Consider the following 26,066-nt stretch of genomic DNA (forward strand, 5'->3'; position numbering starts at 1 on the left):
TAATTAATTAAAAATAATTTTTGAAACCATTAAGAATGATTAAGTTTTTAAAAATAGTGAAGGATAATATCTTGAGATATTTATTAAGCGGAATGCTTCATTCAAACTGACTTGAATCTTAACCTTTCTTAAAGTCTCAATTTCAAATTGTATTCTATATTAAATTATTTCATTTTCAAACGGATTCTAAAAATACAATGATGAAAAAAGCTTCACAATCTGTGAAGCTTTTTTGATAGGATGAAAATTATTTTGAAACCATTAAGGATGATTAAGTTTTTAAGAATAGCGAAGGAAAATATCTTTTGATATTTATTAAGCGGAATGTTTCATTCAAACTGATTTTAATCTTAACTTTCCTTATCACCTAAATTCTTCTTAATGGTTCAATTCTTTTTCCTTATAAATTATCTTTCAAGCGAAAAATTTGAAATTACTTTCGGACGTTCTGTTTCATTAGCAACTTTCCAGGATGTTCTGTACATCCATTCCGTCATTTTATATAGCTTTTTATAATTGATATTTTCTGATTCATCCTGTGGTGTATGATACTGATCATGCAGCACACTGGTGAAAAATATCGCAGGAATCCCGATTTTAGCATAAGGAAGGTGATCACTTCTGAAATAGAAATATTCAGCATGGCTAGGAGAATCCCAATCTTTCAGGTATTTGAATTTTGTACTCTCATTATTGGCCTCTTCAGCCATTTTTACAAGCTCTTCAGAATTTTTGTGAGGGGCATTTCCTCCCAATAAAGCCGCTTCATTATTATCATTTCTCCCGATCATATCACCGTTCAGAACAGCTACAATTTTCTCTTTCGGAACTACTGGATGTGCTGCGTGCCATCTGGAACCTAGCAATCCTCTTTCTTCGGCTCCATGAAAAACAAACAGGATACTTCTTTTTCCCGGTTGCTTTTTGTAAGCTCTCGCCATTGCCAACATGGCAACACAGGTACTGGCATTATCATCAGCACCATTGTAGATGGTGTCGTTCTTTACAGGATGTCTGATCCCGTCATGATCCTGATGTCCACTTAGCAAAACATATTCGTTTTTAAGAACAGGATCTGTACCTTCTATTTTCCCGATAATATTAACTGATGGATATTTGTACGTTTCAGTGATCAGGTTCAGAGAAGCTTTTGGATTGTTTTTTACCCAACCTGCATTCTCTCTTTTAATCCATAAAACAGGAATATTGTTCGTGATTTTCTCTCTTAATCCTTCCACGCCGTAACTTCCTCTTGTCATTTGTGGCAATACTTCTATCCAGCTTTGTTCAGAAATATCATCGGTAATGAAAATGATGGCTTTCGCTCCCAGTTCAGAAGTTTTATTGTAATATTTATTTCTTACGAATCCGGGATATCTTCTTACAAAAAGAGTCATATCTTTTGATATATTTTTGTCAGAAGCGTTTATGGCAAGAACCTTTCCTTTAATATTCAATTTGGCAAGATCTTCAGGTTCTGCGTTTCCGGCATATACAATTTCAGCATCTAAAGAAGCGTTCACAGGTTCTGCAACCAGGAAATCTTTCCATAGTTTTAAGGTGTTATCTCCAATTTTTAGGCTGCTTTGCGGAATAACCTGATGCCTGTACATATCAAAAAACTGGAAAAAAGTTCCGTTATCTCCGGCAGGTTTCATTCCAGCTTCTTTGGCTTTGTCAGCCAGCCACATAGAAACTTTCAGTTCATCCAGAGTTCCTGCTTCACGGCCCCAGAATTGGTCTGCTGCAAGCTGATACATATCGGTACGAAGATCAGATTCTTTGATGGCAGAAACCAAAGGCTTTTTATAACTCTGAGAATTTCCAATGGTAAACAGGAAGAGACTTAGCAGAGAAAAAACATAATTTTTATTCATCAAAATTTTTAATTGAAGTTAGTCAATTTTTCTGAAAACTGTTTTGAAAACTCTTTTCTGTCTTCCTCCAGTTTTTCCGGTGTAGAAGGCAGAATATAGTTAAAAAGAATCTTATCTTCATTATCTAAAAAGATAATTTCCTTTTCATTTCCGTCCATCATCTGTGAGAAAATGGCCCACATTGAAGTGTCTTTTAATTTTAATAGTTCAAAAAACTGTTCTGCTTTGATTTCGATTTTCTGCATGATATTTTATATAAAATGTAAAATGTAAAATGTAAAATGTAAAATTTTTGCGGTAAAGATCGGGAATATTAAAATTCCAGAAACTTCAGCTTAAACTGGATCGCAAAGTTTTCTTTGAAATAAGGGGTGGCATAATAACCCACCCTGTAGAATAAGCCCAGATTAAAGTAGCTGGAAAGGAAATTGTTCCATTCCAAACCGACTTCCTGATACAGGTGGTCCAGTTTTCTGAATTTAAACTGATGGTATTCCGGATGCTTCATATCTCCGATAGTTCCTCTCAGAACAAAATCAAAACTGGAAACATTGTGCCCGAAACTCTTAAAATACAATGGCAGCTTGTGAGTGAAGTAATACGCTATAAACTTATCATTATAATATTTTCCTCCCTCCAGTGTAGCAAATCCAAGGTAAGATGTAAGGTTGAAATTAAAATCTTTACCGGGAGAAGCAAGTCCGTTCATTGTAAAGTTCTTCCAGATTGGGGCTTCACCCAAAACCACCCCTCCATACAATCTGAAACCGGTGGTCCCAATGGGGGTCTTGAAATTATGAACAAACAGGGCATCAAAACGCGAATAATTAAAGTTCCCTTGCAGCAGTTTGTAGCTCTGCTCATAATTAAAATACAGTTCAGGATATTTCTGGTCAATCAGAGATTTTCCCTGAGGTGTCATAATATTGGTAGAATTCGGAGAATATTTTAAGGTAAAAAGGGTGTTGAAATTCCTGTATGAAGTACCTCTGTCTCTGAACTGATAATCAAATTCTGCTTCCTCTGTATTTCGTCTTACGGCAAGCGCAAGGGTAAGACCGTTTGTCACATCATTCATATATGATAAAGAAGCTCCTTTGAAGTGAAAATATTTATCATTATTCAGGTTGTTCCCGAAATTCATCGTTCTCATTTTGAAGTTCCAGAGTTTTCTGTTAAACTCTCCAGATGCTGTTACGTCATCATACACCTCAAATCTGAAAATTGAATTTTTCTCCAACGAGGTTTTCATATCAAGTCCCATTCCGTATTTCCATCTTCTGTCTTTTACACCGTATGCAAAATAATAATCCGGCGAAAAATAAGGATTAAAATTTTCATTAAGCTTGGCTTTTAAACCTAATCTGAAGCCTTCATAAGAGTTATAATTGACAATTTCATCCACAGCGAAGTCTACAGAGCCTACTCTGATCTGCCCGTTCAGTAATCCGGATAAGATCTGGGCTTTGCTGTCTATTTTATATTTTTTACCTAAACTGTCGATGGTCTTATAGGTATTTTGTTCTCTTTCGGTAAGAGGTTCGGTTCTGTAACGGTCCAGAGAATGGCCGTCGATATTTTTTACAGAGAAGGTATACCCTTTGAAATCTTTGGGATTCTCTTCTATGGGAGCTTCGAAATCAAAATATTTTGAGGTAAGAAAAGCGTAGGTTCCAAAGCTTTTTTTAGCTTTCTTATCGTCAGCATGCTCCTTGTCGTCCATCGCCATTTTACCCATTTTAAGCTTGGTTTTTTCATGGGCAAGGAACCATTTGTTATTGTAGAATACCCATGTGCTGGTAATGATCCCGTCGTTTTTATTTTTACTGAAATTTTCAATCTTTTTGATTCCGTAGGTTTCCGTATCTACATAGATAGCACCATTATATTTTCGTTTTCTGTCCGGCTTTTTGTAATTGACTTCACGAAAACGGATCACAAAGTTTTTTCTCCCGTCAAGGGTAACAGTATCCGAAAGAAAGAACCTGTAAAGTCCTCTGTTCTCGGGTTTCACCTGTTCAGGAACAATGTCCCTGTTACTCTGCTGGAGAGCAATCATTTCATAGATAGGCTGTTTCAGGCCAGAAATTCTGTTGTCCAGAATATTGATCTTTTCACCATATTTTTTGGAGTATAAAAACTCCTGTGCCCTTTCCCAGAGAAAGAGTTTACTTTTCGAAAATACTTTTCTTGCGGAAATATTATTCAATGAGTCTTTTTCCCTTTTTTTCTTGAAAATATTTAAATCATTAAAATACTGATTAAACTGAGAAAGGCTGTCCTCATCAATATCCAGGGATATTTTTTCGTAAGATTTATAAGAATAAGAGCCTAAACTTTTTGGAGAATTTTCGTTAAACAGTTTATTTACTTTTTTCAGAATTTCCAATGCTCTGGGATCACTTTTATCTTCAATAACTACAGCTTCAATACTGGTGGTTTTTGAAATTTTTTTGAGCAGGGAAATCTCCATGCTGCTCTCAACTGATATGGTTTCTTTCTGGTAAAAATTGGCGTCAATATCAATGTTTTTGCATCCTGTTTTAAATTCCAAAATGCCCTGTTCATTAGTGTATCCAATGATGGTATTGTCACATGATACTTTTGCATTAATAACAGGTTTTTGACTGGCGTCATCCACAACTTTAATCTTTGATTGTGAATACCCCAAAAAACTAAGCAGAAAAAATAATAACAGTAATTCCCTTTTCATGTAAAAAAACTACGTCAAAATTAATGATATTTATTGTTGTAAAAAAGTTTTTAACAGAGTATAACATTGATTTAATCTAATGTTTTTATGGACTTTGTACCTTATAAAACTGAATGATAAGATCACTTAGATAGTCTTTCTGTCTTTTTTCAGAATTTCCAATAAAAAAACTCCTGAACCAATGATTCTCAGGAGTTTTAATTTTTTTATCTTTTGTGTCCCTGAATGGCTTTATCGATCATCCAGCGCTTTCATAAATTCAATAATATCATCTATTTCCTTATCGGTAAGCTGTAGCGGAGCATCAGACAGTGTCTGATTTTCTACTTTAAATCCAAAAGCTTTTCCACCACCTTTGTTGTAGAAATTCATAACTTCTTTCAATGTTCTGTATCCTCCATTATGCATATAAGGAGCTGTTTTATTGATGTTTCTAAGCGTAGGAGTTTTGAAGGAATGCTGTAATGAAGGCACTGTTTCATGAAACTTTCCTCTTCCCAGATCATTGTCAAATGTTTTATTGTCTCCGTTGATTGCTACTCCTAAAACTTCCTGTTCGGTTTTCTTGAAATTAGGAGGAACTGTACCATTGAATAATGGAATAAAATGGCATATTGCGCATTGGGCTTTTCCAACAAAAAGATTGAATCCACGTTTTTGGCTATCCGTCATTGCTGACTTATTTCCCCTCATATAATCATCAAAAGCAGAATTGAATTTTGACAAAGAACGGATATAGCTCGCCAGCACATTCTGAAGCTGCCACACCTCGGTTTTTTGAGAATGATAAATCTTTTTAAATGCCGCCTGATAGTTTTTATCCTGATTAATTTTCGCCAGAATTACATTCAGATCACCATGCATTTCTTCTTTGTTGGAGATCACATCCGAACTTTGTCCTTCCAGGTCATCCTTTCTCATATCCCAAAACTGGCCGTGCTGATATCCTGCGTAGTTGAGAGAAGGAGCGTTTCTGGCAAGCTCCGAATTTTCCAGAGATATAGATTTTGCAAGCCCGTCAGTAAATGCTTTCTCAGGAATATGACATGTTGCACAGCTTCGGTTATTGTTGTTGGAAAGGATTTTATCATTAAAAAGCTGACGCCCAAGAACTGCTTTTTCTTCAGAGAACGCATATTCTTTTCCTGGAGTGAAAGCATTAGGGTTAAAAGCATTTTTAGCAAAGAAAGTAGCTGCATTTTTGTTTAAAGCAGTCGTTACTTCAACATCCGGAATTTTTTCCTGATTTTTAAAATCCAGCATCAGAGTGGTGATTTTATTCAAATGGTCAGGGATAAAACTGGCGTAGTCAAACGTATTTTTGTCTGTATTCTTTTTCAGAATTCCAACGGTTGAATTAATTTCTGCAATGATACTTTTTAATGCCCTGTCTTTCGACCGGTCGGTGGAAATTTGTTCCAATGTCTCCTTGATTCCTTCCAGCGAAAAAGGCATTTCCTGCAGAAATACACCTGAAACTGGGGTGTCAAAACCTGAAATTCCCAAGCTTGAAATTCTGAATGCTTCCTGTCTTAAAGCATCAAAAACCTGATCTTTACTGATGGTAATGACCTGAAAATTGGTTTCTATAGTATTACTTTTGTTGATGAGTTTATTGAGCATTCTGATCACTTCATCCTTATTCGCTTTATCGTAGGGGTATACCATCTCTTCCAAAATCTGCAATCCTTCCGGCTCTATTTCTGTATGTTCATCCATTTCAATTTCAGGAAGGGCAGGACCATTGATAAACCTAGCAGAGTGGGGAAGGAAGTATTCTACAGCCCATTCCATTTTTTTGTAGGTTTTTCTGATATCCTGAAATTTTTCCTGAAGAAGTTTTTCGTCAGAATCTTTAGAAACAAGGGCTTTCAGTTTATTGATCTGTTTTTCAAAATCAGTATTGGTTTTGATAATCCTGCTTTTTACAGAACCAAGATCTTCGTATACAGGCTGCTGCTTATCATTTTTACAATAATAGAGCGTAAAAAGTGCTGCTGCACAGTATAAGAAAAGAAGTATCGGGTATTTAGAAAGTTTATTCATAGGTATGAAAAAGTATCAACAGAGATTTTCTATTGATACTTTAATTTGATATGAAGGAATTAAAACTATTTTTCTACGTTTCTGATGATTACAATCTGTCCACCTTCTTTATTGGTGTTGATTCCGGAGCCATCAGGGTTTTTGAATTTATCAAGCTGCCATGTATGTGAGTGAATATTCACAGAGAATGTATTTGGAATTCCAATGATGTCAGAAATATCAACCATTGCTCCGAATTCCCATGAGCCAAACTTCTGCAGATCTCCGGACTGATTGTAAGCAGTCTGCCAAGCAGAATCATTTCTGTTATGTTTCATATTCAGCCATGGTTTATATTGCTTTGTAGCAATATTCAGCTGCCAGATATAAGAATCGTGGTTTGCATTTTTGTAATAAGAATCTCCGTCTTCCTGGATGTATACAAAGTTTTCAGTAACACATAAGTTATCAGGATTGATCAGGTTATTTCCCGGATTGGAATCTCCTTCTGCAACTACTTCCAGTTTTCCTGTCAGCATGTTATTGGAGTTCAAGACAAGTTTGTACACTCTTCCCCACATTGTTAATCCAGCTTTTGGATTCACACCGTCAGAAGATTCTCCGGTAGCTGTAAAGTAAATTTCTCTTCCTTTTCCTGCTCCTTTTCTGTAATCTACGTCTTCCACTCTTGAAAAACGGATAGCATTATTGTCAATGTTTTTCTGATTGATCTGAGCTCCTGTAAGGCTCTTAGCATTTGGAATTTCCACAAATTCTACATCGTAGCTGCTTCCTTTCGTCATATCTGTTTCAGTATAGTTGCTGTTGGTTCTTTTTAAAGAATACAACTTACCATTATCCAGATCTCCCTGTGTATCGGCAACATACATGATTAATTGTCCTGCAGACTGGTGGGAAGAAGAATAAGACTGGTCTTCCCCAATGACGATGTAAGTTTTTCCATTGGAAACATCCTTAGGAAGTGGAACTGCATTTTCCATGGAAGCCTTTCCCAATGCTGGTTTTACTCTTGTTTTGTCTGATGCCTGAGATACTGCTGCCAATGGATTCAAAGCATGAACCATACTTTCTTCACCAGATTCTCCGGCAGTAAGAAATGCACTGAAACCATGAGTCTCAGGAGTTGCCAATGTAGCGGAGCATAATCTTGTCATTCCTCCGGTTCCATTTAAAATATATTCTCCTTTTACAGGCTTAAACGTTTTATCCAGATATACTCTTGATACAGACTGCTTGATTTCATGATTGGTGATCATCAGATAGCCGTCAGAGTTCGGATCTTTCATAATTCCCATTCCATCCGGCTGACCTCCGAAAACGAAATCGGGAGAACCTGAAAGAACATCAGAACTGGAAATAAGAGTGGTAATATTTAAATTTTCAAAGCCAGGCATTCCAAAAACGAAAGCGGGCTCTTTGGAAAAATTTTCAATCTTTATTTTGTCATTGACAGGGGTATTGGAGTCCCCGTTATTATCATCATTACAGCTTTGAAAAACAATTGCTGCAAGGAATAGAGCTCCAATAGTTTGGTTAATTTTCATAATTACTTTTTTTGAATTTCGATTAAGGCAAAACTAAAGGTCTATTGTTAACTAAGTTTTAAGAGGATAAAACAAATAGTTTAATATTAGGTAATGATTTGTTAAGATAAGGTCAATAATTAGAACGGGTATAAATAAGGAATGCTCTTATTTTCAATGATTTAAATTTTTGTGTTATTTTCTTTGAACACAAAGGTTTAATCATTTAAAAAACTGTTCTGTTTGATTTGAGAGAAATATGAATATTACATGTGCTTGGTAAGAATCAATAAAATTGATTCCCTTGTTTGCTTCTTGAATATAAAATATTAAGGTTTAAATCTTTGCGTTTTTTTTAAATATATACCATAAAAATAAACCCCGGCTGTCTCAATTCTGAGACAGCCGGGGCTAAAATTTATAATAGATGTTTCTATTTTAGATATTCAAAGCTTTTTGGTAAGCATTTTCCAGACCTTCAAGATTTTTACCACCAGCTGTTGCGAAGCCAGGGTTTCCGCCGCCACCGCCTTGGATTTCTTTTGCAAGATCCTTTACAATAGCTCCAGCCTGATAATCTGCAGCAAGATCATCAGAAACTCCAACGGTAATCATTGGTTTTCCGTCCGCATCAGAAAGAATGATCGTTACTGAAGAAGGAATTTCTCTCTTCAACTGGAATACGATATCTTTTACAGACCCTGCATCCAGAGAAGTTTTCTTTACAAGAAGCTGCTTATTGCCTTTCTGTTCATAAGCATTCTTCCATTCTCCGATTTCTCCTTTTGCTTTTTCTTTTTTAAGAGCATCTACTTCAGCCTTCAATGACGTATTTTCTTCGATCAGTTTTTCGATAGATCTTACCACATCTTTAGACTTTAATAATTGAGAAAGCTCAGCGATCTGTTTTTCAAGATTGTTGAAATATTCCTCAGATTTATCTCCAGAAATGGCTTCAATTCTTCTGATTCCAGCTGCTGCAGAACCTTCAGAAGTGATTTTGAAATGACCGATTTCGCTGGTGTTTTTTACGTGAGTTCCTCCGCAAAGTTCTTTTGAACTTCCAAACTGGATCATTCTCACACTGTCACCATATTTTTCACCAAACAAAGCCATTGCTCCTTTCTCCAGAGCTTCCTGGATCGGAATATTTCTGAATTCCTGTAAAGCAATACTTTCTTTGATCTTTTTGTTTACTTTTTCTTCAATTAATGCCAGTTCTTCCTCAGTCATTTTATTGAAATGAGAGAAGTCGAAACGAAGATAATCAGGACCTACATAAGAACCTTTCTGCTCTACGTGAGTACCTAAAACCTCTCTTAAAGCTTCATGCAGAAGGTGAGTCACAGAGTGATTAGCCTGAGAATTTTTTCTCTCGGAAGCATTTACTTTAGCATAGAAAACAGCACCTGCATCTTTTGGAAGACCATTGATTAACGAAATAATCAATCCGTTTTCTTTTTTCGTTTCCAGTACTTCAAAACTTTCAACAGCATTTTCCAGAACCCCTTTATCTCCCACTTGTCCACCTCCTTCAGGATAGAAAGGAGAACTGCTTAATACCACCTGGTAAAATTCTCCGTCTTTGTTTTCTACTTTTCTGTATCTTGTAATATAGGTTTCAGATTCAATCTGGTCGTAGCCTACAAATGTTTCAGGCTTTGATTCAAGATTTACCCAGTCATATACTTTCTGAGCAGAATCTGCTTTTGAACGAAGCTTCTGTTTTTCCATTTCAGCTTTGAATCCTGCTTCATCAATAGTTAACCCTTTTTCTTCAGCAATAATTCGCGTTAAATCATCAGGGAAACCATAAGTATCATACAACTCAAAAACTTCTTCGCTTGGTAATACTTTCTGATTATTTGCAATGGTCTGCTGAATTAGCTTTTCAACTCTGATCAGACCGTTTTCAATTGTCTTTAAGAATGAATCTTCTTCACTTTTGATCACTTCAGCAACCAATTTTCCCTGCTTTTCAAGTTCAGGGAAGAAAGGTCCCATCTGCTCCTGCAGAACAGCAACCAGTTTGTAAAGGAAAGGTTCTTTCATATCCAGGAATCGGTAAGAATAAGAAATTCCTCTTCTTAAAATTCTTCTGATAACATAACCAGCACCACCGTTCGATGGCAGCTGTCCGTCAGCAATCGCAAAAGAAACCGCTCTGATGTGATCTACTACAACACGGATCGCAATATCTTTTTCATCTTCTAAAATTCCGGTGTATTTCTTACCTGAAAGCTCTTCAACTTTAGAAATAAGTGGGGTGAAAACATCGGTGTCATAGTTGGAAGACTTCCCTTGAAGCGCCATACAAAGACGTTCAAAGCCCATTCCTGTATCTACATGCTGAGCAGGAAGCTTCTCTAAAGATTTATCAGCTTTTCTGTTGAACTCCATGAAAACCAGGTTCCATACTTCTACAACTTGGGGGTGGTCATTATTTACCAGTTCAAGTCCTGAAACTTTCGCTTTTTCTTCCGGTGTTCTCAAGTCAACATGGATTTCTGAACACGGTCCGCATGGTCCGCTTTCACCCATTTCCCAGAAATTATCTTTTTTATTTCCGTTGATGATTCTGTCTTCTGAAATGTGAGATTTCCAGAAATCATAAGCATCCTGATCTCTGTCCAGATTTTCAGAAGCATCACCTTCAAAAATCGTTACATATAAATTTTCTTTTGGAATTCCGTATACTTCAGTCAGTAATTCCCAGGCAAAAGCAATAGCCTCTTTTTTGAAGTAATCCCCGAAAGACCAGTTTCCTAACATCTCAAACATGGTGTGGTGGTAAGTATCTCTACCTACATCATCCAGGTCATTGTGCTTCCCTGAAACTCTCAGACACTTTTGTGTATCGGCAATTCTAGGGGCGGTAGGAGTTTTGTAACCAAGAAAAAAATCCTTGAATTGTGTCATTCCGGAGTTGGAAAACATAAGGGTAGGATCATCTTTCAGCACAATTGGAGCTGAAGGAACGATAAGGTGTTCCTTACTTTTGAAATAATCTAAAAATTTTTGACGTATCTCTTGTGATGTCATAGTATTGCTTTTGCTTTTTTTAATATCAAATTTTTGATAAGATGCAAATTTAAGATTTTTAAGCGATTTGTAATAATTTTATGCCATGTTTTGAATGATGACGGGTTTGGGTAATAGGTGTGTGGTAAACCTATAAGGTTTGTAGTACCTGTAATCAATAATAATCTTTCTAATTTTGCAGTTATCCGTTTAACTTATTACCTTCGTGATGATCTGATTAAGATAAAAATATCCTTTCCCATGATGAAAAATGAAATTCTGAAAAGCTGGATAGAGCAATATTCGGGGCCTCTCCTGAAAAAAGCGCTGTATCTGCTTTCGAATAAAGAAGATGCTCAGGACGTAGTTCAGGAGGTTTTTCTTGCTGCCTATTCGGGATATGATTCTTTTGAAGCGAAAAGCCAGCCTCTCACCTGGCTGATGGCTATTCTGAACAGGAAAATTGCTGATTTTTACAGGAAAAAATATAAATCAGAGCCTAATATCAGACTTGATCATTTTTTTGATGAAACCGGATCATGGAAAAATAATGATGTTTTGAATAACTGGGATGTATCTGGTGAAGGTGATGAACTTTTAGACAGCGCAGATTTTAATAAAACATTGGAGGAATGTATCGAGGAACTGCCCTCCAGATGGAAAATCCTGCTTAAAATGTATTATATAGAAGAAAAAAAAGCACCGGAAGTAAGTCAGGAATTGGAAGTTTCTACGACTAATCTTTGGAAGATTTTGCAAAGAAGCCGTATGCAGCTCAGAGAGTGTCTGGAGTTTAACTGGTTTTCAAAATCATAAGTGAAATGATAAGAAGAATACTACATATATTATTTTTACCATGCAGTGAGGCCACGTTACTGATGGAAAAGAGGAATGCCCAATCCATTTCTTCAAAAGAAAACAGAATGCTCACTATGCACCTGATGATCTGTAAATGGTGCAGAATGTACAATGAAAAGCTGGCTCTTCTGGATAAAGCTTTTAAAAAAACTTTTTCTGAAAAAGAAACTGAAATAAATGAGTCGGAAATTCAGGATTTTAAAAATAAAATGATCGATAAATTGAATTTTTAAGAAAATTTCTGTCAGGATTGTAAAAAGACTCCGACTATACTATTGAAAACAATAAAGTATTCAATTAAAATCTTAAAACATGGTCGGAACAGTACAGGAATCTAAAAATCAATTGACCCGGACCGGGTATTACATCTCACTCTTCGGAGCAGCTCTTATTTTGCTGTGGATTGGCATTTTCAAATTTACCCCCACAGAAGCTTCAGCAATAAGACCCTTGGTGGAAAACCATTTCCTAACTTTTTTCGTATATAAAATTATGAGCGTCCAGGCAGTGTCAAATCTTATCGGAGCGATAGAAATTATCATTGCATTACTCCTCATATTTAGTGCGAAATTTGCTGTACTGAAGAAGTATGCAGGCATAGGAATGATAGTGACTTTTCTGGTGACATTAAGCTATTTATTTACAACACCGGGGATCTGGAAAATAGTGGATGGAGTGCCTGTGACGGATTTCTTTATTTTAAAAGACCTTATGCTTTTAGGATTTGGATTAATGATCGTTCAAAATAATAAGTAATGAATAAAAAGGTAAAAATGAAAAATATATTAATTGTACTCGGAGTCATTCTGGGTATAGCAGTCTTTGCTGCTGGATCCGGGCTTTTCAAAAAAAATAAGCCAAATGTAACGGAAATAAAAAAAGAAAATGAGAAAATTATGGATAGTAAAAACGTTAGAGAGATTTATTTTGCAGGTGGATGTTTCTGGGGAACAGAACATTTTTTTCAACAAATTCGTGGAGTTGTAGGAACAGAAGTGGGTTATGCCAATGGAAATACCCAAAATCCTACTTATGAAGAGGTGGTAAGTCATACAACAGGCTTTGCTGAAACAGTGAAAGTGAAGTATGATCCCGAGCAGGTAGATCTGAAACTGTTGATTGATTTATATTTTAAAACAATTGATCCTACAAGTAAAGATCAGCAGGGAAATGACAGAGGAAACCAGTACAGAACAGGAATCTATTTTACCAACAAAACAGATGAAGCTGTGGTAAAAGATGAAGTGCAGAAACTGGCGAAAAACTATAACAAACCTTTATTGGTGGAAACAATTCCATTGAAAAATTTCTACAGAGCAGAAGATTATCATCAGGATTATCTGGATAAAAATCCGGGAGGCTACTGTCACATTGAACCGGGACTTTTTGAAATGGCAAAAAAAGCCAACCCGCTTCCAAAGCCAGCCTATCAAAAACAGGATAAAAAAGTTTTAAAAGAAAAATTATCCGCAGAACAATATAATGTTACTCAGGAAAACGGTACAGAAAGACCTTTCCAGAATGAATACTGGAATGAAACCCGTGAAGGAATTTATGTAGATATTACCACTGGAGAACCTTTGTTTGTCTCAACAGATAAATTTGAATCCGGCTGTGGATGGCCAAGTTTCTCAAAACCAATTACAAAAAATCTGATTGACGAAAAACTGGATCGTACCCATGGTATGGATAGAGTAGAAGTAAGAAGTAAAACCGGTGATGCCCATTTGGGACACGTTTTTACAGACGGACCGCAGGATAAAGGTGGACTTCGTTACTGCATCAACAGTGCTTCGCTGAAATTTATTCCTAAAGCGGAAATGGAAAGTAAAGGATACGGAAAATATCTTCCGTTGTTAGATAAAAAGTAATGTGAAAGTAAGGCTGCCATCTGGCAGCCTTTTTATTTTGAATTAATGATGCAATTGAAACCTTTCTTTAATGCTGAACATTGAAATATTCAGAAATATCAGAAATCCAAAAATAATATAGGAGGTTTCTTTAGAAGCAGTAGTAAACAAATTAAAGATTTTCCCGTATCGGGTAGTTCCAAAATTATTGAAAGTTTCTGCTGGTCCCCAATCTATAGTATCGTTACAAAGCAAACATTCATATTCGGGAGCTTGGACATTGGGAGTAATATAGTTATAAACCGCAAAAATATGTCCTGTTTTCTCCAGGTCAACGGCATACTGTTCTTGTTTAGCTATTGCCAGATCATTCAAAACAGATACAAAATCACCATATGTATTATTTTGACCTAAAATAAATTCAATACCAGACTCTTTCTCATTTCTTTTCTGAAGATTTTTCAGTTCAGAAACATATAATTTTGAATTTTCTTTGGCTGTACCGTGGGCTATTTTTATTTTTTGGTAATTCCAGTGTCTATAAGTTTCAAAACTTTCAAATGTATTTTTACTCCCTTCTCTTTCTTTGGCAGGAAGTCCAATGTCAATAACAGAAACGTTAATGTCTTCAAACTTTTGGTTTCCGTAATACCAGAATAAAACAGGAATCAGTACGGCGCTGATCAATCCCGGAAAGTAGTATATTTTTTTCATGGCTAGTTTTTGACAGTACTGAATGAAAATTTTAAGCCAAAAAAAGTGATCCGAAAACGAACCACTTTAAAAATAATCTTTAAATATTTTAATTATTCAATCTTTAAATCCTAAATATTTCCATCTACCAATCCCTTTTTCTCAAAATCCAGTATGATCCGAATATAAAAATAGCAGACCATACCAGACAGGCAATAAGACTTTCTGTAGGGTAATGTAATTCATATTTCGCACCCAGCATTTTAGCCATATTCAATCTCATCATCGGATTAGGAATAAGGCTGGACATGCTTTCCAGCGGTAAAAGATGTGTGATGAAGAAGTCATTCTGAAGAACTTCATTTCTTTGCGGACCCTGCATCCCTTTTACTTTGTAGAAAACTTCAACAGCCGTTAAGATTCCCTCGCCAATCCAGAAAACAAAAAGCGCAAGAAATACAAATACCGATTTTCTCAGTAAAATGGAAAGGAACATTAAGAAACAGAAGAAAGTAAATAATTTTACCAGATAATTTCCAATGAAGAAAATTTCTGCAAAAACCTTTGTAGATTCTGTTGTATTCGAATACTGATATCCTAAGAATATAGTAAGACCAAATACAATTGCGGTTGAAACAATAGTGAAAATACTTATCGTCAATAGTTTTGAAGTAATGAATTCCTTTCTGCTCAATCCATCAATAGTATTCTGCTTGAACATTCGGTTGCTGAATTCCTGTGAAATGGAGAAAACAATGATCAGTCCCAGGAAAATTTTCAATAAAGCAACAATCCAGGTGGTGAAGTTCCAGATTTCCGGGAAATTATAAATTCCCTGTTCCTTTAAATTAATCGTTCCTCCAAAAACATCAAAGTCAACCAATCCGATGAAAAGCAAAGCGATAAGAATGGCGAAATAAAGTATCGTAAAGACCTTAAACGGTTTGTAGTTCAGGTTTTTGTAGTATTCCAGTTTTAATAATTTTATCATGACTAATTGGTGTTTTTTACAAGTTCAAGGAATTGAGATTCAAGAGACAGTTTTTTCTTGGTCAAATGGGAAAGGTAAATTCCCCTCTCTGCCAGTTTCTGATTCATTACCGAAGCCGAAATAGAAGCATCATCACGGATCTGAGCCTTGATAAGATCGCCTTCCTGATTGATGGAGGAGAACCATTGAAGCTCGTTCAGCGCATTTAAAAGTAATGTATTATTGTCAGCTTTCAGTTCAAAGTATCCGTTGTTGGAAGTCATTTCGTCTACTCGTCCGCAGTAAATGGAATTTCCTTCTTTCAGTACAATGACATGGCTGCAGATTTTTTCAATTTCATCCAGAAGGTGGCTGGCAATAATGATCGTGATTCCCTGCTTGGCAATATTGCTGATGATTTCTCTGATCTGGATGATTCCTTCAGGGTCCAGTCCGTTGGTTGGTTCATCTAATATCATTACTTCAGGATTGTTCAGCATAGCCGAAGCGATGGCCAGACGCTGTTTCATTCCCAAAGAAAAAGTTTTGAAAGTATCTTTTCTCCTTTCAAACAGATTAACGGTCTTCAGAACTTCATCAATCCTGGAATAAGGGGCTTTTTTAATTTCTGCTACAATCTTAAGGTTGGTTTCCGCACTTAAATAAGGATAAAAGTTGGGCTGCTCGATAATCGCTCCAATCTTTTTTAAAGTTTCCGGATCAGTTCCTTTCTTACCAAACCAGAACCAGTCTCCGCTGGTAGGGTTGATTGTTGAAAGCAGCATCCCGAAAGTCGTAGATTTTCCACTTCCATTGGGACCCAAAAGCCCATAAACATTTCCTTTTTCGACATCAAAAGAAATATTGTTGACCACAACTCTTTTGAATTTCTTCGTCAAATTTTTTACTGATAAAATCTTTTCCATGTAATTTGTTTTACATAGTAGTAGTCTATATAAATTAGATAATGTTACAGAATTATCATAAATCAATGTCAATTTATTTGTAAATACATTAAATTTGATAGAATTAATCAATACTTATGAAGCTAATTGAACTGGCAGAAGAACTGAATGTTTCTGCAGAAGCCATAAAACAGTTTATACAGGATTTTGATCTTGAATTGGTAGACTGTATCAGTACAAATTTTGAAGTAAAGGAAGATTTTGAAAAATTTGCCCGCGAAAATGTAGACTTTTTAAGATTATATGAAAAAGATCTGGACAAAAATAAAACTTTGGAGCAGATTGCCAAAGTCATCAATCAGCCTAAAGACAAGGTAGAAAAGGTAATTAAAGATAATAACCTCAATATTTTTGATAACGGTTTTTTCAAATCTTCTATATCAAGTTACGGAATTGATAACAAATTAGGCGGAAACTATAAGTTTGTTTATAATTATTTCGGGAGTAAAACCAGCCTTCAGCAAAGAGATTTCATAGGATACAGAGATCTGTTTTTTTATACATCCACTGTTTTGGAACCCTTCCTGAATCCACAACAGATCAAAGATTGGGGGATCAACAAGCCTGCAGGAATTATTCTCTATGGCCCTCCGGGAAGCGGTAAAATATTTTGGGCGAATAAGATTGCTGAAATCATTGGATATCAGTTTAAAGAAGTAAAAAAACATTATTTGAGCGCTTCGCTGATTGACGGAAATGAAACCAATTTCAGTGATTTCCTGTTGAACATGATGAAGGAAAATAAAATGCTGCTCTTTATGGAGGATTTTGATGAAATTATGATGCAGAGAAGAGCTGAAATAGATGTTGCTTCCTGTAATCTTGAAGCTCAGGAACTTATCCTTCATTATATCGGGAAATTTGAAAAAGAGGGAGTTTTAATGGTTGGTTCTGCCAATTCAGTTTCAGAAATTGACGAAGAAATTCTTGCTCCGGGAAGATTTGATGTCATGATCCCGATCTTTCCTCCCAATGCTTCAGAGCGGTCAGAAATCATTTTATATGCTATGACCAGAGGATTGGAAGAAGATTCTTTACTTTACAAAATACTGAAAAATAACAAGGCAGATAAAATCCCTTTCTGGCATGAAATATCTTCAAAGATGAAAGCATTCAGTAACACAATGCTGATAGATTTTACCCAAAGCTTAAAGAAAAGAATTAAAAATCTTTATCAAAGAAGCAGAAACGAGAAGCTGAAAATTGATCAGAATCTTTTGAGAGGAGCTTTAAGGGATGCCGGTTCCAAGCTTACTGAAGAATATCTTGATCAGGTTGCCCGGTTCTTAGCCGATGCCATTATTAATAATTTTGATGATTTTAAGTTTAGGATTCAGGCACTGAAAAGCGAACTGGAAACCTACAGAGTTGTTGAGGAACCACAAAGAACCATCGGATTTCAGCATAATAACGAGGAGAAAGATAAAGGGTAAAATGTTCAACGTTTAAGGTTCAAAATTTAAAGTTTAAAATTTGAGGTTTGCAGCTACATAATTTATCTTTTACCTGATCCACATTCTTCATTAATACATTTTACTTTCTGCATTCTACATTTATAAAAAGTCACTCATGAACAGCATCTGGGAACTGGACACTTTCTACAGGAAAAGAGATATCATCATCATTGGTGCAGGGTTTTCCGGGCTCTGGACTGGTTTATCTATGAAAGAGAAATATCCTGAAAAATCTGTTTTAATCATTGAGCGAAATGCTATTCCTCTGGGAGCTTCAACGAGGAATGCCGGGTTTGCCTGTTTCGGAAGCTTTACCGAAGTTATTGCCGATTCACAGAAAATGGGTTGGGAAAAAACGCTGAAGCTCGTTAAAATGAGATTTGACGGGCTTAAGAAAATCAGACAGTATTTTAAAAATAATGAAATCGATTTTGAATTGAATGGAGGTTATGAGATTTTAAATAATGAAGAACCTTTATTCCAGATTGATACCGTTAATGAAAAGCTGAAAACAATAACCGGTCTGGATCAGACATATACTCTGAAACAGGATAAAATACAGGAATTCGGGTTGGGAAAATCTGCATTTCTGATTGAAAATCCTTGTGAAGGAAGTCTGCATTCAGGAAAGCTGTTGCAGAAACTTTTGGAAAAATGTCATGAACTGAAGGTAGAATTCTTGTTCGGAACAGAGGTTGAAAATATTGAAGAAACGGCCCATGAGGTTGAGATTCGTCTTTCCGATAATATTTCTGTAAAAGCAGATAAAATCATCTATTGCACCAATGCATTCACTTCCAGGTTCCTGGAAAATGAAAATATCATTCCTGCCCGTGGACAAATTCTTCTGACAGAACCGATAGAAGGATTGAAGCTGAAAGGAACTTTTCACTATGATGAAGGGTATTATTATTTCAGGAATGTAGGAAACCAAGTTCTGTTGGGTGGTGGAAGAAACCAGGATTTTGAAACAGAAGAAACAACTGCTTTTGAAACGACAGAATTTCTGCAAAACCATTTGGAAAACTTTTTAAAAGAAGTCATACTTCCTCAGAAAGACTTTAAAATTGCACTTCGCTGGTCAGGAATTATGGCCATGGGCTCAGAAAAAACACCTATTGTAAAACAGCTTTCGGAAAGACAGTTTTGTGCTGTAAGACTTTCAGGAATGGGAGTTGCCTTAGCTCCAAAGATTGGTGAAATGATTGCAGAAATGATATAAATACAATGAAATATTTACCTTTTGAACGTATTACTTATAGAACAAATTTATCAGAACAGGAAGTTTTGACGAGACTTTCCGGCTTTGTAGAACCAAAAAAATATGGCTTAGGAAGAAATCCCATAAAGGATTATGAAGGATCTGTAAATGAAAATAGTTTTGAAATCAGCAGAGTGATTAGGAACAGGAATTCCTTTCTTCCTCAGATAAATGGTGCTGTTCAAAAAAATAATAATGGAACACAAATAGACGTAGCCATGAAATTACATGCATTTGTATTGCTTTTTTTAATTGTATGGTGTTCATTTGCCTTATTTTTCTTTATAGGTATTACTGTGAGAGATATAGGAAATAAAGAAATATCAGTAGAGTTTTTCATGCCTTTATTGATGTTATTATTTGTGTATGCTTTAACAATGGTGGGTTTCAAGATGGAAAGTAAAAAATCGAAAGAATACCTCAGAAAAAGCTTTGAAGCTGAAATAATAAAGGAATCGTGACTTTTAAGTCAATTTCTGAAATCTTTATTAACTCTAAAAGTCAGAATCCCGAACCTTAAACCCCGGAACCCGAATTCCGAAAACTCGGAACTCAAAACGCTCCACTCTAAAAGAATTCCTTATTTTTGCAAAAAGAAAAAATCGTGATTAACAACGACCAGATAAAAGAAGTTCAATCCAGAATTGAAGACTTACACAGATACCTTCAGATTGAAAAAAAGAAAATAGAAATTGCTAATGATGATGAAAAAACAGCAGCTCCTGAATTTTGGGATAACCCGAAAACTGCTGAAGCATTCTTAAAACAGCTTCGTTCCAAGAAAAAATGGGTAGAAGGCTATGATGAAATTCAGACGCAGTTTGAAGATATGCAGGTTTTAGTGGATTTTGCTAAAGAAGATCCGGATTCTGAAAAGGAACTGGATGAAACATTTCCGCAATTGGTTGAAAAAATTGAGGACCTTGAATTCAAAAACATGCTTTCTAACGAAGGTGATGAGCTTTCTGCGGTACTTCAGATCACGGCTGGGGCTGGAGGTACAGAAAGCTGTGACTGGGCAGCTATGCTGATGAGAATGTATACAATGTGGGCAGAAAAGCAAGGGTATAAAATCCGTGAGCTAAACTTTCAGGAGGGTGATGTAGCAGGTGTGAAAACGGTTACTCTGGAAATTGAAGGAGAATTTGCTTTTGGATATTTAAGAGGTGAAAATGGAGTGCACCGTTTAGTAAGAATTTCGCCTTTTGACAGTAATGCGAAACGTCATACCAGTTTCGTTTCCGTATATGTTTATCCTTTAGTAGATGATACTATCGAAATTAATATTAACCCTGCTGATATATCTTTTGAAACGATGAGGTCTTCCGGAGCAGGAGGACAGAATGTAAACAAGGTAGAAACCGCTGTACGTCTTCGTCACGCACCAACAGGAATTATTATTGAAAACTCAGAATCCCGTTCCCAGCTTCAGAATAAAGAAAAAGCCATGCAGCTCCTTCGTTCAAGATTATACGAAATGGAATTGGAAGAGCGTATGAAGGCAAGAAATGAGATAGAAGCCAACAAAATGAAGATCGAGTGGGGAAGCCAGATCCGAAATTACGTAATGCATCCTTACAAACTCGTAAAAGATGTACGCTCAGGTCATGAAACTTCAGATGTAGATGCAGTAATGAATGGAAATCTTACTCCATTCTTAAAAGCATTTCTAATGGCCGATGGAACCGCAGTTTCTGATGATGACCTCGACTTATAAAAATCATGTTTGAATTTTAGTTAAAATCTTATAATTAATTTTTGTTTCAGACATTTTAGACCTACTTTTGTTGTTCATCGATATTTATGGAAGATTTCAATAGCTGGAAGGATTTATTAAACCCGGAATTTTATATTAAAATGGGAGGGTTTTGGCTTATTTTATTTATTGTATTTGCTGAAACAGGTCTTTTTGTAGGGTTTTTCCTGCCAGGAGATTCACTTTTATTCGTTTCAGGAATTTATGCCGTTGAAATCATCAAAGAGACTTTTGGCTCTACAGGGAGTGATTTCTTAGATACTACATTATTAGCTTCGGGAGTAGCTCTTGCCGCTATTATTGGAAATGAAGTAGGATATTATTTTGGAAGAAAGGCTGGACCTGCTTTATATAAAAGACCGGATTCAATGCTTTTCAAGAAAAAATACCTTTACCAGGCGCATGATTTCTTTGAAAAACATGGAGCTCTGGCTGTTATTATGGCTAGATTCTTACCGGTTGTTAGAACCTTTACCCCAATTGTAGCAGGAATTGTGAAGATGGATAAAAAGGAGTTTTTAAGAGATAATGTTATTGGTGCTGTACTATGGTCATTTATTTTGATCTTTGCCGGACATTATCTGGATAAACTGTTTATGGAGCAGTTTGGAATCAACTTAAAAGAAAAGCTGGAATATATTATCATCGTTATTGTATTGGTAACAACACTTCCGGTAATCTTCAAGTTTGTTTTTGGAAAAAAAGAAGATCTTTCTAAAAAATACGAAGATCAGGATTTTGAATAAGAAACTCAATCAAAAATATAGAGCCGTCTCAAATATGAGCCGGCTTTTTTATTGTTTATGAATGACATTTTTTCCTATAAAAATTATAAGGTTATTTTTTAACGCAAAGATTATTTTTTATAATAAACCATTTTAAGAAGGCAAAGAAGGGAATCAATTTCACTGATTCTTTCTCTAAGCATACATATATTTCTAAACTTCATCAGTGACGGAGTCACTTCTCCTTGTTCTCTTAAGATAAAACAGTTGAATAATAAATCCTTTGCATTGAATAAAATAAAGTCTGATATAAGCCTCTATTTTTTTATCCATTCCAGAATATTCGGATAAATAATACTGTCTCTTTTTCTTTTACTGAAGAACCTTGGAGTATGGCCCGCTCCTTTCATGAAAATGAATTTGTGTGGAACATTCATCTTGGTAAGCGCTGAGTCCATGGCAATTCCCTGATGCTGATTAACCAGAACATCATTATTCCCCTGAAATAGGAGGGTAGGAACATTGGTAATATTAGCAATAGGGCTGGCTTCCTTAAAGGCTTCAGACACGTTTTTTCGGTCAAATTTACGGCCTACCACCTTTTGAAAAGTTGGAGAAGTATATTTGGAATAAAAAGATTTAAGATACTCGGAACTGTAAAAATCTGTAGGCCCACTGAGAGAGATAATCTTTTTGATCTGATCAGAATGCTGATATCCGTAAAGCAATGCCAAATGTCCGCCGGCACTTTCTCCCAGAAGAATATAATTGTTAGGCTGAAGTTCTGCCTTTTCCGTTAAAGAGTTGAATTTTTCAATTGCCAGTCCAATATCCTCAAGCTGTTCTTTGTAAGTGATTTCTTTCTTTGCAGAAACCAATCTGTAATTCATATTAATACTCGGAATCCTGTTTTCAAAAAGCATTTTTTGAACCTGTATCATATGCTCTTTTTTGCCTAAAGTCCAGGCTCCACCATGAACAATAAGAACTACCGGAGAATTTTCAGCATAATCTTTGGGAAGAAAGACATCCATTTTCTGCCTTTTGTGCTCACCATATTTTAAATTGTAAATCTTTTGCTGGCCTCCCGGACCTACCCAGACTCTGAACTTCGTATTGCAGGACTGCAACAGAAAACCGAAGCATCCCATCACAAAAAAATGATACCGGAGAATGAGCTTTTTCATTACTTAAATTTACAAAAAATTCTATTGATTATGACACAATCAATGCTTGATTATAACTTTTCTGCTGTTTTTGACGAAAGCCCTTTTTTGATTGTAATAACGTCTTTTTCTCCTTTTTTGAAAATGAAAGAAATCTCGGTGTCATCATCCTGCAGGAAAAATACATCCTCTTTTTCAGCCAGCATTCTTACTTTAGGATCTTTATTATTTTGTATAAAAAGCTGGCCGTTTTCGTACAAAATATGAATTACACTGTCATCGGAAAGCTGATAATCACCCACGTATTTTTTAAGTATATCAGCACTTAACACTGCTTCTTTCTTAGGTTGTGGAAGCGTATAAGGCTGTTCTAAAAGAGCTGCTAAAATAGTATTACCTGCTTTCTCCAGTTTTTTACTCGTAATATTGTTCAGAAGAATAATGCATAGATCATCCTCAGGGAGCATGGCAAAATAACTTGTAGAACCTTCTATATTTCCGCCATGGTTAATAAGTTTTTTCCCATAAAGATCATCAATAAACCAACCATATCCGTACCCGCTCAAAAAAGGTGTGGTAGCTTTTTTAAACGCTTCTTTGGAAACAATTTTATAATCTCTCAATCCGATATAGTATTTGTACAGGTCTTCAACTGTACTGTAGATTTGTCCTGCAGGACCGGTTAAGGTAGAATTCCATACTTCAGTTTTTTCCTGTTTTGTCTTTGAAATATACGAATATGGAACCGTTTTGTATGGACTTTTCAAAGCTAAATAGTTAAAGCCTGTATGAGTCATCTTTAAAGGATTTAAGATGGTTTTTCTTACAGCATCTTCATAAGAAAGTTCAGTTACTTTTTCAATGATCATTCCCAGTAAAATATATCCCGAATTGGTATACGAAAATTGAGTGCCGGGCTCAAAATCCAGAGGTTCATTCCTGAAAAAAGAGAGTTCTTTATTTTTAGCAATGGTTTTTCCGGTGTGAAGCAGACTGAAATATTCTTTATTTCGTAATACTTCATAAATTCCCGAAGTGTGGGTAAGGAGATGCTCAATAGTGATTTCATTTCCTCTTGGATAATCGGGAATAAACTTTGAAATAGGATCTTTAACAGAAAGTTTTCCCTCTTCGCTTAGCTTTACAATGATTAAAGCGGTGAAGGATTTGGTTAAAGAAGCAATCTGATAAACACTTTGGTCCTGATTGAGTATCTTTTTTTCTGCATCTTGCCAACCGTATGATCTTTCAAAAATGTTTTTATTCTGATAATGAATTAAGGCTGTTCCATTAAATTTATTAATACCCGCGAATGCCCTTATAATGCCGTCTATTTCTTCTTTTTTCTTTTCCTGATTAAAGCCGCTGAGATGAGTTTCTGTCTGAGCTTTTAGAGTTGAGCAGAATGTACTTAACAGACAAAACAAACATCCTAAAGCTAAAATATGAAATTGACGTTGCATAGGTATCAGATTTAAAAAACGGTTAAAATTAAGCTTAATATTGATAGTTTACAATTCTGTGTCTGTAAGTACCTGAATATCATGTTACATTTGCAAAAACATTAGAATTGATCTCGGCTATTGTTTAGAATTACAGGTTTTCAGCATAGCGGCTCAAAGAATTATTGTATCTGGGCAGATGTTTTGATATTGCTTTTAATGCTATAGATAACGCTTCTTTGTGCTCTCCGGCTGAAGAAAGTGACAGCGCTAAAAAAGAATCTACTGCATCGTTCAGTTCATCGGAATAATTAGCTTTTTCTTCCCTTAAAATATGAATACTTTCTTCTATTTTCCCATTATTTCTTAAAGTGCTTGCCAGCTGGATTCTTGCTCTTCTTCTTCGTAAACCGGTTAATCCTTTATTTAATGCCGATCTGTACAAGGGTTCCGCTTCCTTTTCATGTCCGGTAGAGTCAAAAGCGCAGGCTCTTTCAAAATCAGCAATAGCCTGGGAATCTGTAAGCGTAAGTAATTCTACATGATTTTTAATTTGCTGAATAAAATTTTCATTGCTTATTGTTCCAAGTTTCAGCCATATACTTTGCAATTGGCTTTCCCAGTTTTCATCCATTGATTAGATTTTAAACAAAGATATAAAATATTGAAAGTGGAGCATTATCTAATCATTCTCATAATTTTCAAAATTATTGTCATATTATGAATCCAAAAACGGAATTAAATATTTATTTTTGCTGAACTTAACAAAGATTAAAAAATTATTAAAATATGGCATCAGGCTTTTTTGCAATTTTAGATGATATTGCAGCATTGATGGACGATGTAGCAGTTACCAGTAAGATTGCTACCCAAAAAACAGCGGGGATTTTAGGAGATGACCTTGCTGTAAATGCAGAAAAAGCCACTGGCTTTCTCTCTTCCAGAGAACTTCCGGTTTTATGGGCAATTACAAAAGGTTCTTTTATCAACAAACTGATCATTCTGCCTATTGTTTTTTTACTCAATTGGTTGTATGCTCCGGCTATTAATTATGTATTGATCCTTGGAGGAATCTATCTGGCTTTTGAAGGCGTTGAAAAAGTAATAGAATTTCTTTTTCACCGTGACAAAAAGGGGCATGAAGTTATAGAGGAAATTGTAGAAGACGAAAAAAGTTCTGAAGAAATAGAAAAAGAGAAAGTAAAATCGGCAATTACAACGGATTTTATTTTATCAATCGAGATCGTTATTATTGCTTTAGGAACAGTACTGGAAGAAAGCCATCCTTTCATTACGCAGATTTTAGTAACGAGCTTGGTTGCATTTATCGCTACTGTTGGAGTTTATGGAATTGTAGCTTTAATTGTAAGAATGGATGATGCAGGGTTTAAATTAATAAAGAAAAGTAACGATAAAGGTTTTTTCGGGAGGCTTGGGCATATATTAGTGAAGGCTTTACCTATTGTTATTAAAATATTAGGAGTCGTAGGAACAATTGCTTTAATAATGGTTGCTGGTGGAATTTTTCTACATAGGATTGAATTTTTCCATGGCATACTTCCAACTTGGCCAGATGTTTTGAAAGAGCTTACGCTTGGTGTTGTTGGCGGATTGGCAGCGGTTGCCGTATTTACTTTAGGAAAAGGAATCTATTCTTTAGCGACAAAAAAATAAAACAGAATTAGAATTAAATAACCAAAAAAATCCTGTGCCCGAAAGAGTGCAGGATTTTTTGTAATGTGCACT

The 26,066-nt window shown here is 35.6% G+C and carries 22 protein-coding genes; 10 read left to right on the forward strand and 12 right to left on the reverse strand.

Annotated features, from left to right (window positions below):
- Positions 1 to 407 precede the first annotated feature (407 nt).
- The 6 genes from KIK00_RS21800 to alaS form a co-directional block, all read right to left on the reverse strand.
- Entirely contained in the window at positions 408 to 1,877 is a 1,470-nt protein-coding gene (locus KIK00_RS21800; RefSeq protein WP_255814350.1) for a M20/M25/M40 family metallo-hydrolase, read from the reverse strand.
- 8 nt (positions 1,878 to 1,885) lie between these two features.
- Entirely contained in the window at positions 1,886 to 2,122 is a 237-nt protein-coding gene (locus KIK00_RS21805) for a hypothetical protein (protein WP_047377060.1), read from the reverse strand.
- Between the two features lie 68 nt (positions 2,123 to 2,190).
- On the reverse strand, positions 2,191 to 4,590 hold the full coding sequence (locus KIK00_RS21810) for a DUF5686 family protein (RefSeq protein WP_255814351.1): 2,400 nt from the start codon (positions 4,588 to 4,590) through the stop codon (positions 2,191 to 2,193).
- Positions 4,591 to 4,821: 231 nt separating this feature from the next.
- Positions 4,822 to 6,636, reverse strand: a complete 1,815-nt coding sequence (locus KIK00_RS21815) for a cytochrome-c peroxidase (protein WP_255814352.1) — start codon at positions 6,634 to 6,636, stop codon at positions 4,822 to 4,824.
- Positions 6,637 to 6,701: 65 nt separating this feature from the next.
- Entirely contained in the window at positions 6,702 to 8,180 is a 1,479-nt protein-coding gene (locus tag KIK00_RS21820; RefSeq protein ID WP_255814353.1) for a PhoX family protein, read from the reverse strand.
- A gap of 417 nt (positions 8,181 to 8,597) precedes the next feature.
- Positions 8,598 to 11,201, reverse strand: a complete 2,604-nt coding sequence (gene alaS, locus KIK00_RS21825) for an alanine--tRNA ligase (protein ID WP_255814354.1) — start codon at positions 11,199 to 11,201, stop codon at positions 8,598 to 8,600.
- 240 nt (positions 11,202 to 11,441) lie between these two features.
- Between alaS and KIK00_RS21830 the strand changes: the two genes are divergently transcribed.
- The 4 genes from KIK00_RS21830 (at position 11,442) to msrB (ending at position 13,909) form a co-directional block, all read left to right on the forward strand.
- Entirely contained in the window at positions 11,442 to 11,996 is a 555-nt protein-coding gene (locus tag KIK00_RS21830; protein WP_255814355.1) for a sigma-70 family RNA polymerase sigma factor, read from the forward strand.
- 5 nt (positions 11,997 to 12,001) lie between these two features.
- Positions 12,002 to 12,271 (forward strand): hypothetical protein, encoded by a 270-nt coding sequence (locus tag KIK00_RS21835; RefSeq protein WP_255814356.1) that lies wholly within the window; start codon positions 12,002 to 12,004, stop codon positions 12,269 to 12,271.
- A gap of 79 nt (positions 12,272 to 12,350) precedes the next feature.
- Positions 12,351 to 12,794: a DUF417 family protein gene (locus KIK00_RS21840; RefSeq protein ID WP_255814357.1), complete on the forward strand. Its 444-nt coding sequence runs from the start codon at positions 12,351 to 12,353 to the stop codon at positions 12,792 to 12,794.
- Positions 12,795 to 12,811: 17 nt separating this feature from the next.
- Entirely contained in the window at positions 12,812 to 13,909 is a 1,098-nt protein-coding gene (msrB, locus tag KIK00_RS21845) for a peptide-methionine (R)-S-oxide reductase MsrB (protein WP_255814358.1), read from the forward strand.
- A gap of 42 nt (positions 13,910 to 13,951) precedes the next feature.
- Here the strand turns inward: msrB and KIK00_RS21850 are convergent, their stop codons facing one another.
- The 3 genes from KIK00_RS21850 to KIK00_RS21860 form a co-directional block, all read right to left on the reverse strand.
- Positions 13,952 to 14,602, reverse strand: coding sequence for a hypothetical protein (locus KIK00_RS21850; protein WP_255814359.1), 651 nt, complete (start codon positions 14,600 to 14,602; stop codon positions 13,952 to 13,954).
- A 124-nt stretch (positions 14,603 to 14,726) separates the two neighbouring features.
- Positions 14,727 to 15,572 (reverse strand): ABC transporter permease, encoded by an 846-nt coding sequence (locus KIK00_RS21855; protein ID WP_255814360.1) that lies wholly within the window; start codon positions 15,570 to 15,572, stop codon positions 14,727 to 14,729.
- A 2-nt stretch (positions 15,573 to 15,574) separates the two neighbouring features.
- Positions 15,575 to 16,477, reverse strand: coding sequence for an ABC transporter ATP-binding protein (locus tag KIK00_RS21860; protein WP_255814361.1), 903 nt, complete (start codon positions 16,475 to 16,477; stop codon positions 15,575 to 15,577).
- 116 nt (positions 16,478 to 16,593) lie between these two features.
- Here KIK00_RS21860 and KIK00_RS21865 point away from each other — a divergent pair, with 116 nt between their 5' ends.
- From KIK00_RS21865 to KIK00_RS21885, 5 genes are all read left to right on the forward strand, one after another.
- Positions 16,594 to 17,949: an ATP-binding protein gene (locus tag KIK00_RS21865; RefSeq protein WP_255814362.1), complete on the forward strand. Its 1,356-nt coding sequence runs from the start codon at positions 16,594 to 16,596 to the stop codon at positions 17,947 to 17,949.
- Between the two features lie 136 nt (positions 17,950 to 18,085).
- A complete protein-coding gene (locus KIK00_RS21870) occupies positions 18,086 to 19,192 on the forward strand; it encodes an FAD-binding oxidoreductase (RefSeq protein WP_255814363.1) in 1,107 nt (368 codons plus the stop codon).
- Positions 19,193 to 19,197: 5 nt separating this feature from the next.
- The gene (locus KIK00_RS21875) at positions 19,198 to 19,692 is read left to right on the forward strand and encodes a hypothetical protein (protein ID WP_255814364.1); all 495 of its coding nucleotides are present in this window, start codon (positions 19,198 to 19,200) and stop codon (positions 19,690 to 19,692) included.
- A gap of 143 nt (positions 19,693 to 19,835) precedes the next feature.
- Entirely contained in the window at positions 19,836 to 20,948 is a 1,113-nt protein-coding gene (gene prfB, locus KIK00_RS21880) for a peptide chain release factor 2 (RefSeq protein WP_255814365.1), read from the forward strand.
- An 86-nt stretch (positions 20,949 to 21,034) separates the two neighbouring features.
- A complete protein-coding gene (locus tag KIK00_RS21885) occupies positions 21,035 to 21,733 on the forward strand; it encodes a DedA family protein (protein ID WP_255814366.1) in 699 nt (232 codons plus the stop codon).
- Positions 21,734 to 22,029: 296 nt separating this feature from the next.
- On the opposite strand, the gene KIK00_RS21890 is transcribed toward KIK00_RS21885, so the two are convergent.
- The 3 genes from KIK00_RS21890 to KIK00_RS21900 all read right to left on the reverse strand — a co-directional run bounded on the left by KIK00_RS21890 (position 22,030) and on the right by KIK00_RS21900 (position 24,954).
- The gene (locus tag KIK00_RS21890) at positions 22,030 to 22,899 is read right to left on the reverse strand and encodes an alpha/beta hydrolase (protein ID WP_255814367.1); all 870 of its coding nucleotides are present in this window, start codon (positions 22,897 to 22,899) and stop codon (positions 22,030 to 22,032) included.
- A 50-nt stretch (positions 22,900 to 22,949) separates the two neighbouring features.
- Positions 22,950 to 24,341 carry a beta-lactamase family protein gene (locus KIK00_RS21895; RefSeq protein WP_255814368.1) on the reverse strand — a complete coding sequence of 464 codons (1,392 nt, stop codon included), beginning with the start codon at positions 24,339 to 24,341 and terminating at the stop codon, positions 22,950 to 22,952.
- A gap of 130 nt (positions 24,342 to 24,471) precedes the next feature.
- Positions 24,472 to 24,954, reverse strand: coding sequence for a tetratricopeptide repeat protein (locus tag KIK00_RS21900; RefSeq protein WP_255814369.1), 483 nt, complete (start codon positions 24,952 to 24,954; stop codon positions 24,472 to 24,474).
- Positions 24,955 to 25,109: 155 nt separating this feature from the next.
- On the opposite strand from KIK00_RS21900, the gene KIK00_RS21905 reads away from it, so the two are divergent.
- Positions 25,110 to 25,994: a DUF808 family protein gene (locus tag KIK00_RS21905; protein WP_255814370.1), complete on the forward strand. Its 885-nt coding sequence runs from the start codon at positions 25,110 to 25,112 to the stop codon at positions 25,992 to 25,994.
- Positions 25,995 to 26,066: the final 72 nt, after the last annotated feature.

The sequence above is a fragment of the Chryseobacterium sp. MA9 genome, assembly GCF_024399315.1.
Lineage (GTDB): Bacteria > Bacteroidota > Bacteroidia > Flavobacteriales > Weeksellaceae > Chryseobacterium.

Bases quoted from the DNA above. Each gene is read 5' to 3' on its own strand.
- KIK00_RS21800 (WP_255814350.1), bottom strand. From the start codon at position 1,877: ATGAATAAAAATTATGTTTTTTCTCTGCTAAGTCTCTTCCTGTTTACC.
- KIK00_RS21805 (WP_047377060.1), bottom strand. From the start codon at position 2,122: ATGCAGAAAATCGAAATCAAAGCAGAACAGTTTTTTGAACTATTAAAA.
- KIK00_RS21810 (WP_255814351.1), bottom strand. From the start codon at position 4,590: ATGAAAAGGGAATTACTGTTATTATTTTTTCTGCTTAGTTTTTTGGGG.
- KIK00_RS21815 (WP_255814352.1), bottom strand. From the start codon at position 6,636: ATGAATAAACTTTCTAAATACCCGATACTTCTTTTCTTATACTGTGCA.
- KIK00_RS21820 (WP_255814353.1), bottom strand. From the start codon at position 8,180: ATGAAAATTAACCAAACTATTGGAGCTCTATTCCTTGCAGCAATTGTT.
- alaS (WP_255814354.1), bottom strand. From the start codon at position 11,201: ATGACATCACAAGAGATACGTCAAAAATTTTTAGATTATTTCAAAAGT.
- KIK00_RS21830 (WP_255814355.1), top strand. From the start codon at position 11,442: ATGATGAAAAATGAAATTCTGAAAAGCTGGATAGAGCAATATTCGGGG.
- KIK00_RS21835 (WP_255814356.1), top strand. From the start codon at position 12,002: ATGATAAGAAGAATACTACATATATTATTTTTACCATGCAGTGAGGCC.
- KIK00_RS21840 (WP_255814357.1), top strand. From the start codon at position 12,351: ATGGTCGGAACAGTACAGGAATCTAAAAATCAATTGACCCGGACCGGG.
- msrB (WP_255814358.1), top strand. From the start codon at position 12,812: ATGAAAAATATATTAATTGTACTCGGAGTCATTCTGGGTATAGCAGTC.
- KIK00_RS21850 (WP_255814359.1), bottom strand. From the start codon at position 14,602: ATGAAAAAAATATACTACTTTCCGGGATTGATCAGCGCCGTACTGATT.
- KIK00_RS21855 (WP_255814360.1), bottom strand. From the start codon at position 15,572: ATGATAAAATTATTAAAACTGGAATACTACAAAAACCTGAACTACAAA.
- KIK00_RS21860 (WP_255814361.1), bottom strand. From the start codon at position 16,477: ATGGAAAAGATTTTATCAGTAAAAAATTTGACGAAGAAATTCAAAAGA.
- KIK00_RS21865 (WP_255814362.1), top strand. From the start codon at position 16,594: ATGAAGCTAATTGAACTGGCAGAAGAACTGAATGTTTCTGCAGAAGCC.
- KIK00_RS21870 (WP_255814363.1), top strand. From the start codon at position 18,086: ATGAACAGCATCTGGGAACTGGACACTTTCTACAGGAAAAGAGATATC.
- KIK00_RS21875 (WP_255814364.1), top strand. From the start codon at position 19,198: ATGAAATATTTACCTTTTGAACGTATTACTTATAGAACAAATTTATCA.
- KIK00_RS21885 (WP_255814366.1), top strand. From the start codon at position 21,035: ATGGAAGATTTCAATAGCTGGAAGGATTTATTAAACCCGGAATTTTAT.
- KIK00_RS21890 (WP_255814367.1), bottom strand. From the start codon at position 22,899: ATGAAAAAGCTCATTCTCCGGTATCATTTTTTTGTGATGGGATGCTTC.
- KIK00_RS21895 (WP_255814368.1), bottom strand. From the start codon at position 24,341: ATGCAACGTCAATTTCATATTTTAGCTTTAGGATGTTTGTTTTGTCTG.
- KIK00_RS21900 (WP_255814369.1), bottom strand. From the start codon at position 24,954: ATGGATGAAAACTGGGAAAGCCAATTGCAAAGTATATGGCTGAAACTT.
- KIK00_RS21905 (WP_255814370.1), top strand. From the start codon at position 25,110: ATGGCATCAGGCTTTTTTGCAATTTTAGATGATATTGCAGCATTGATG.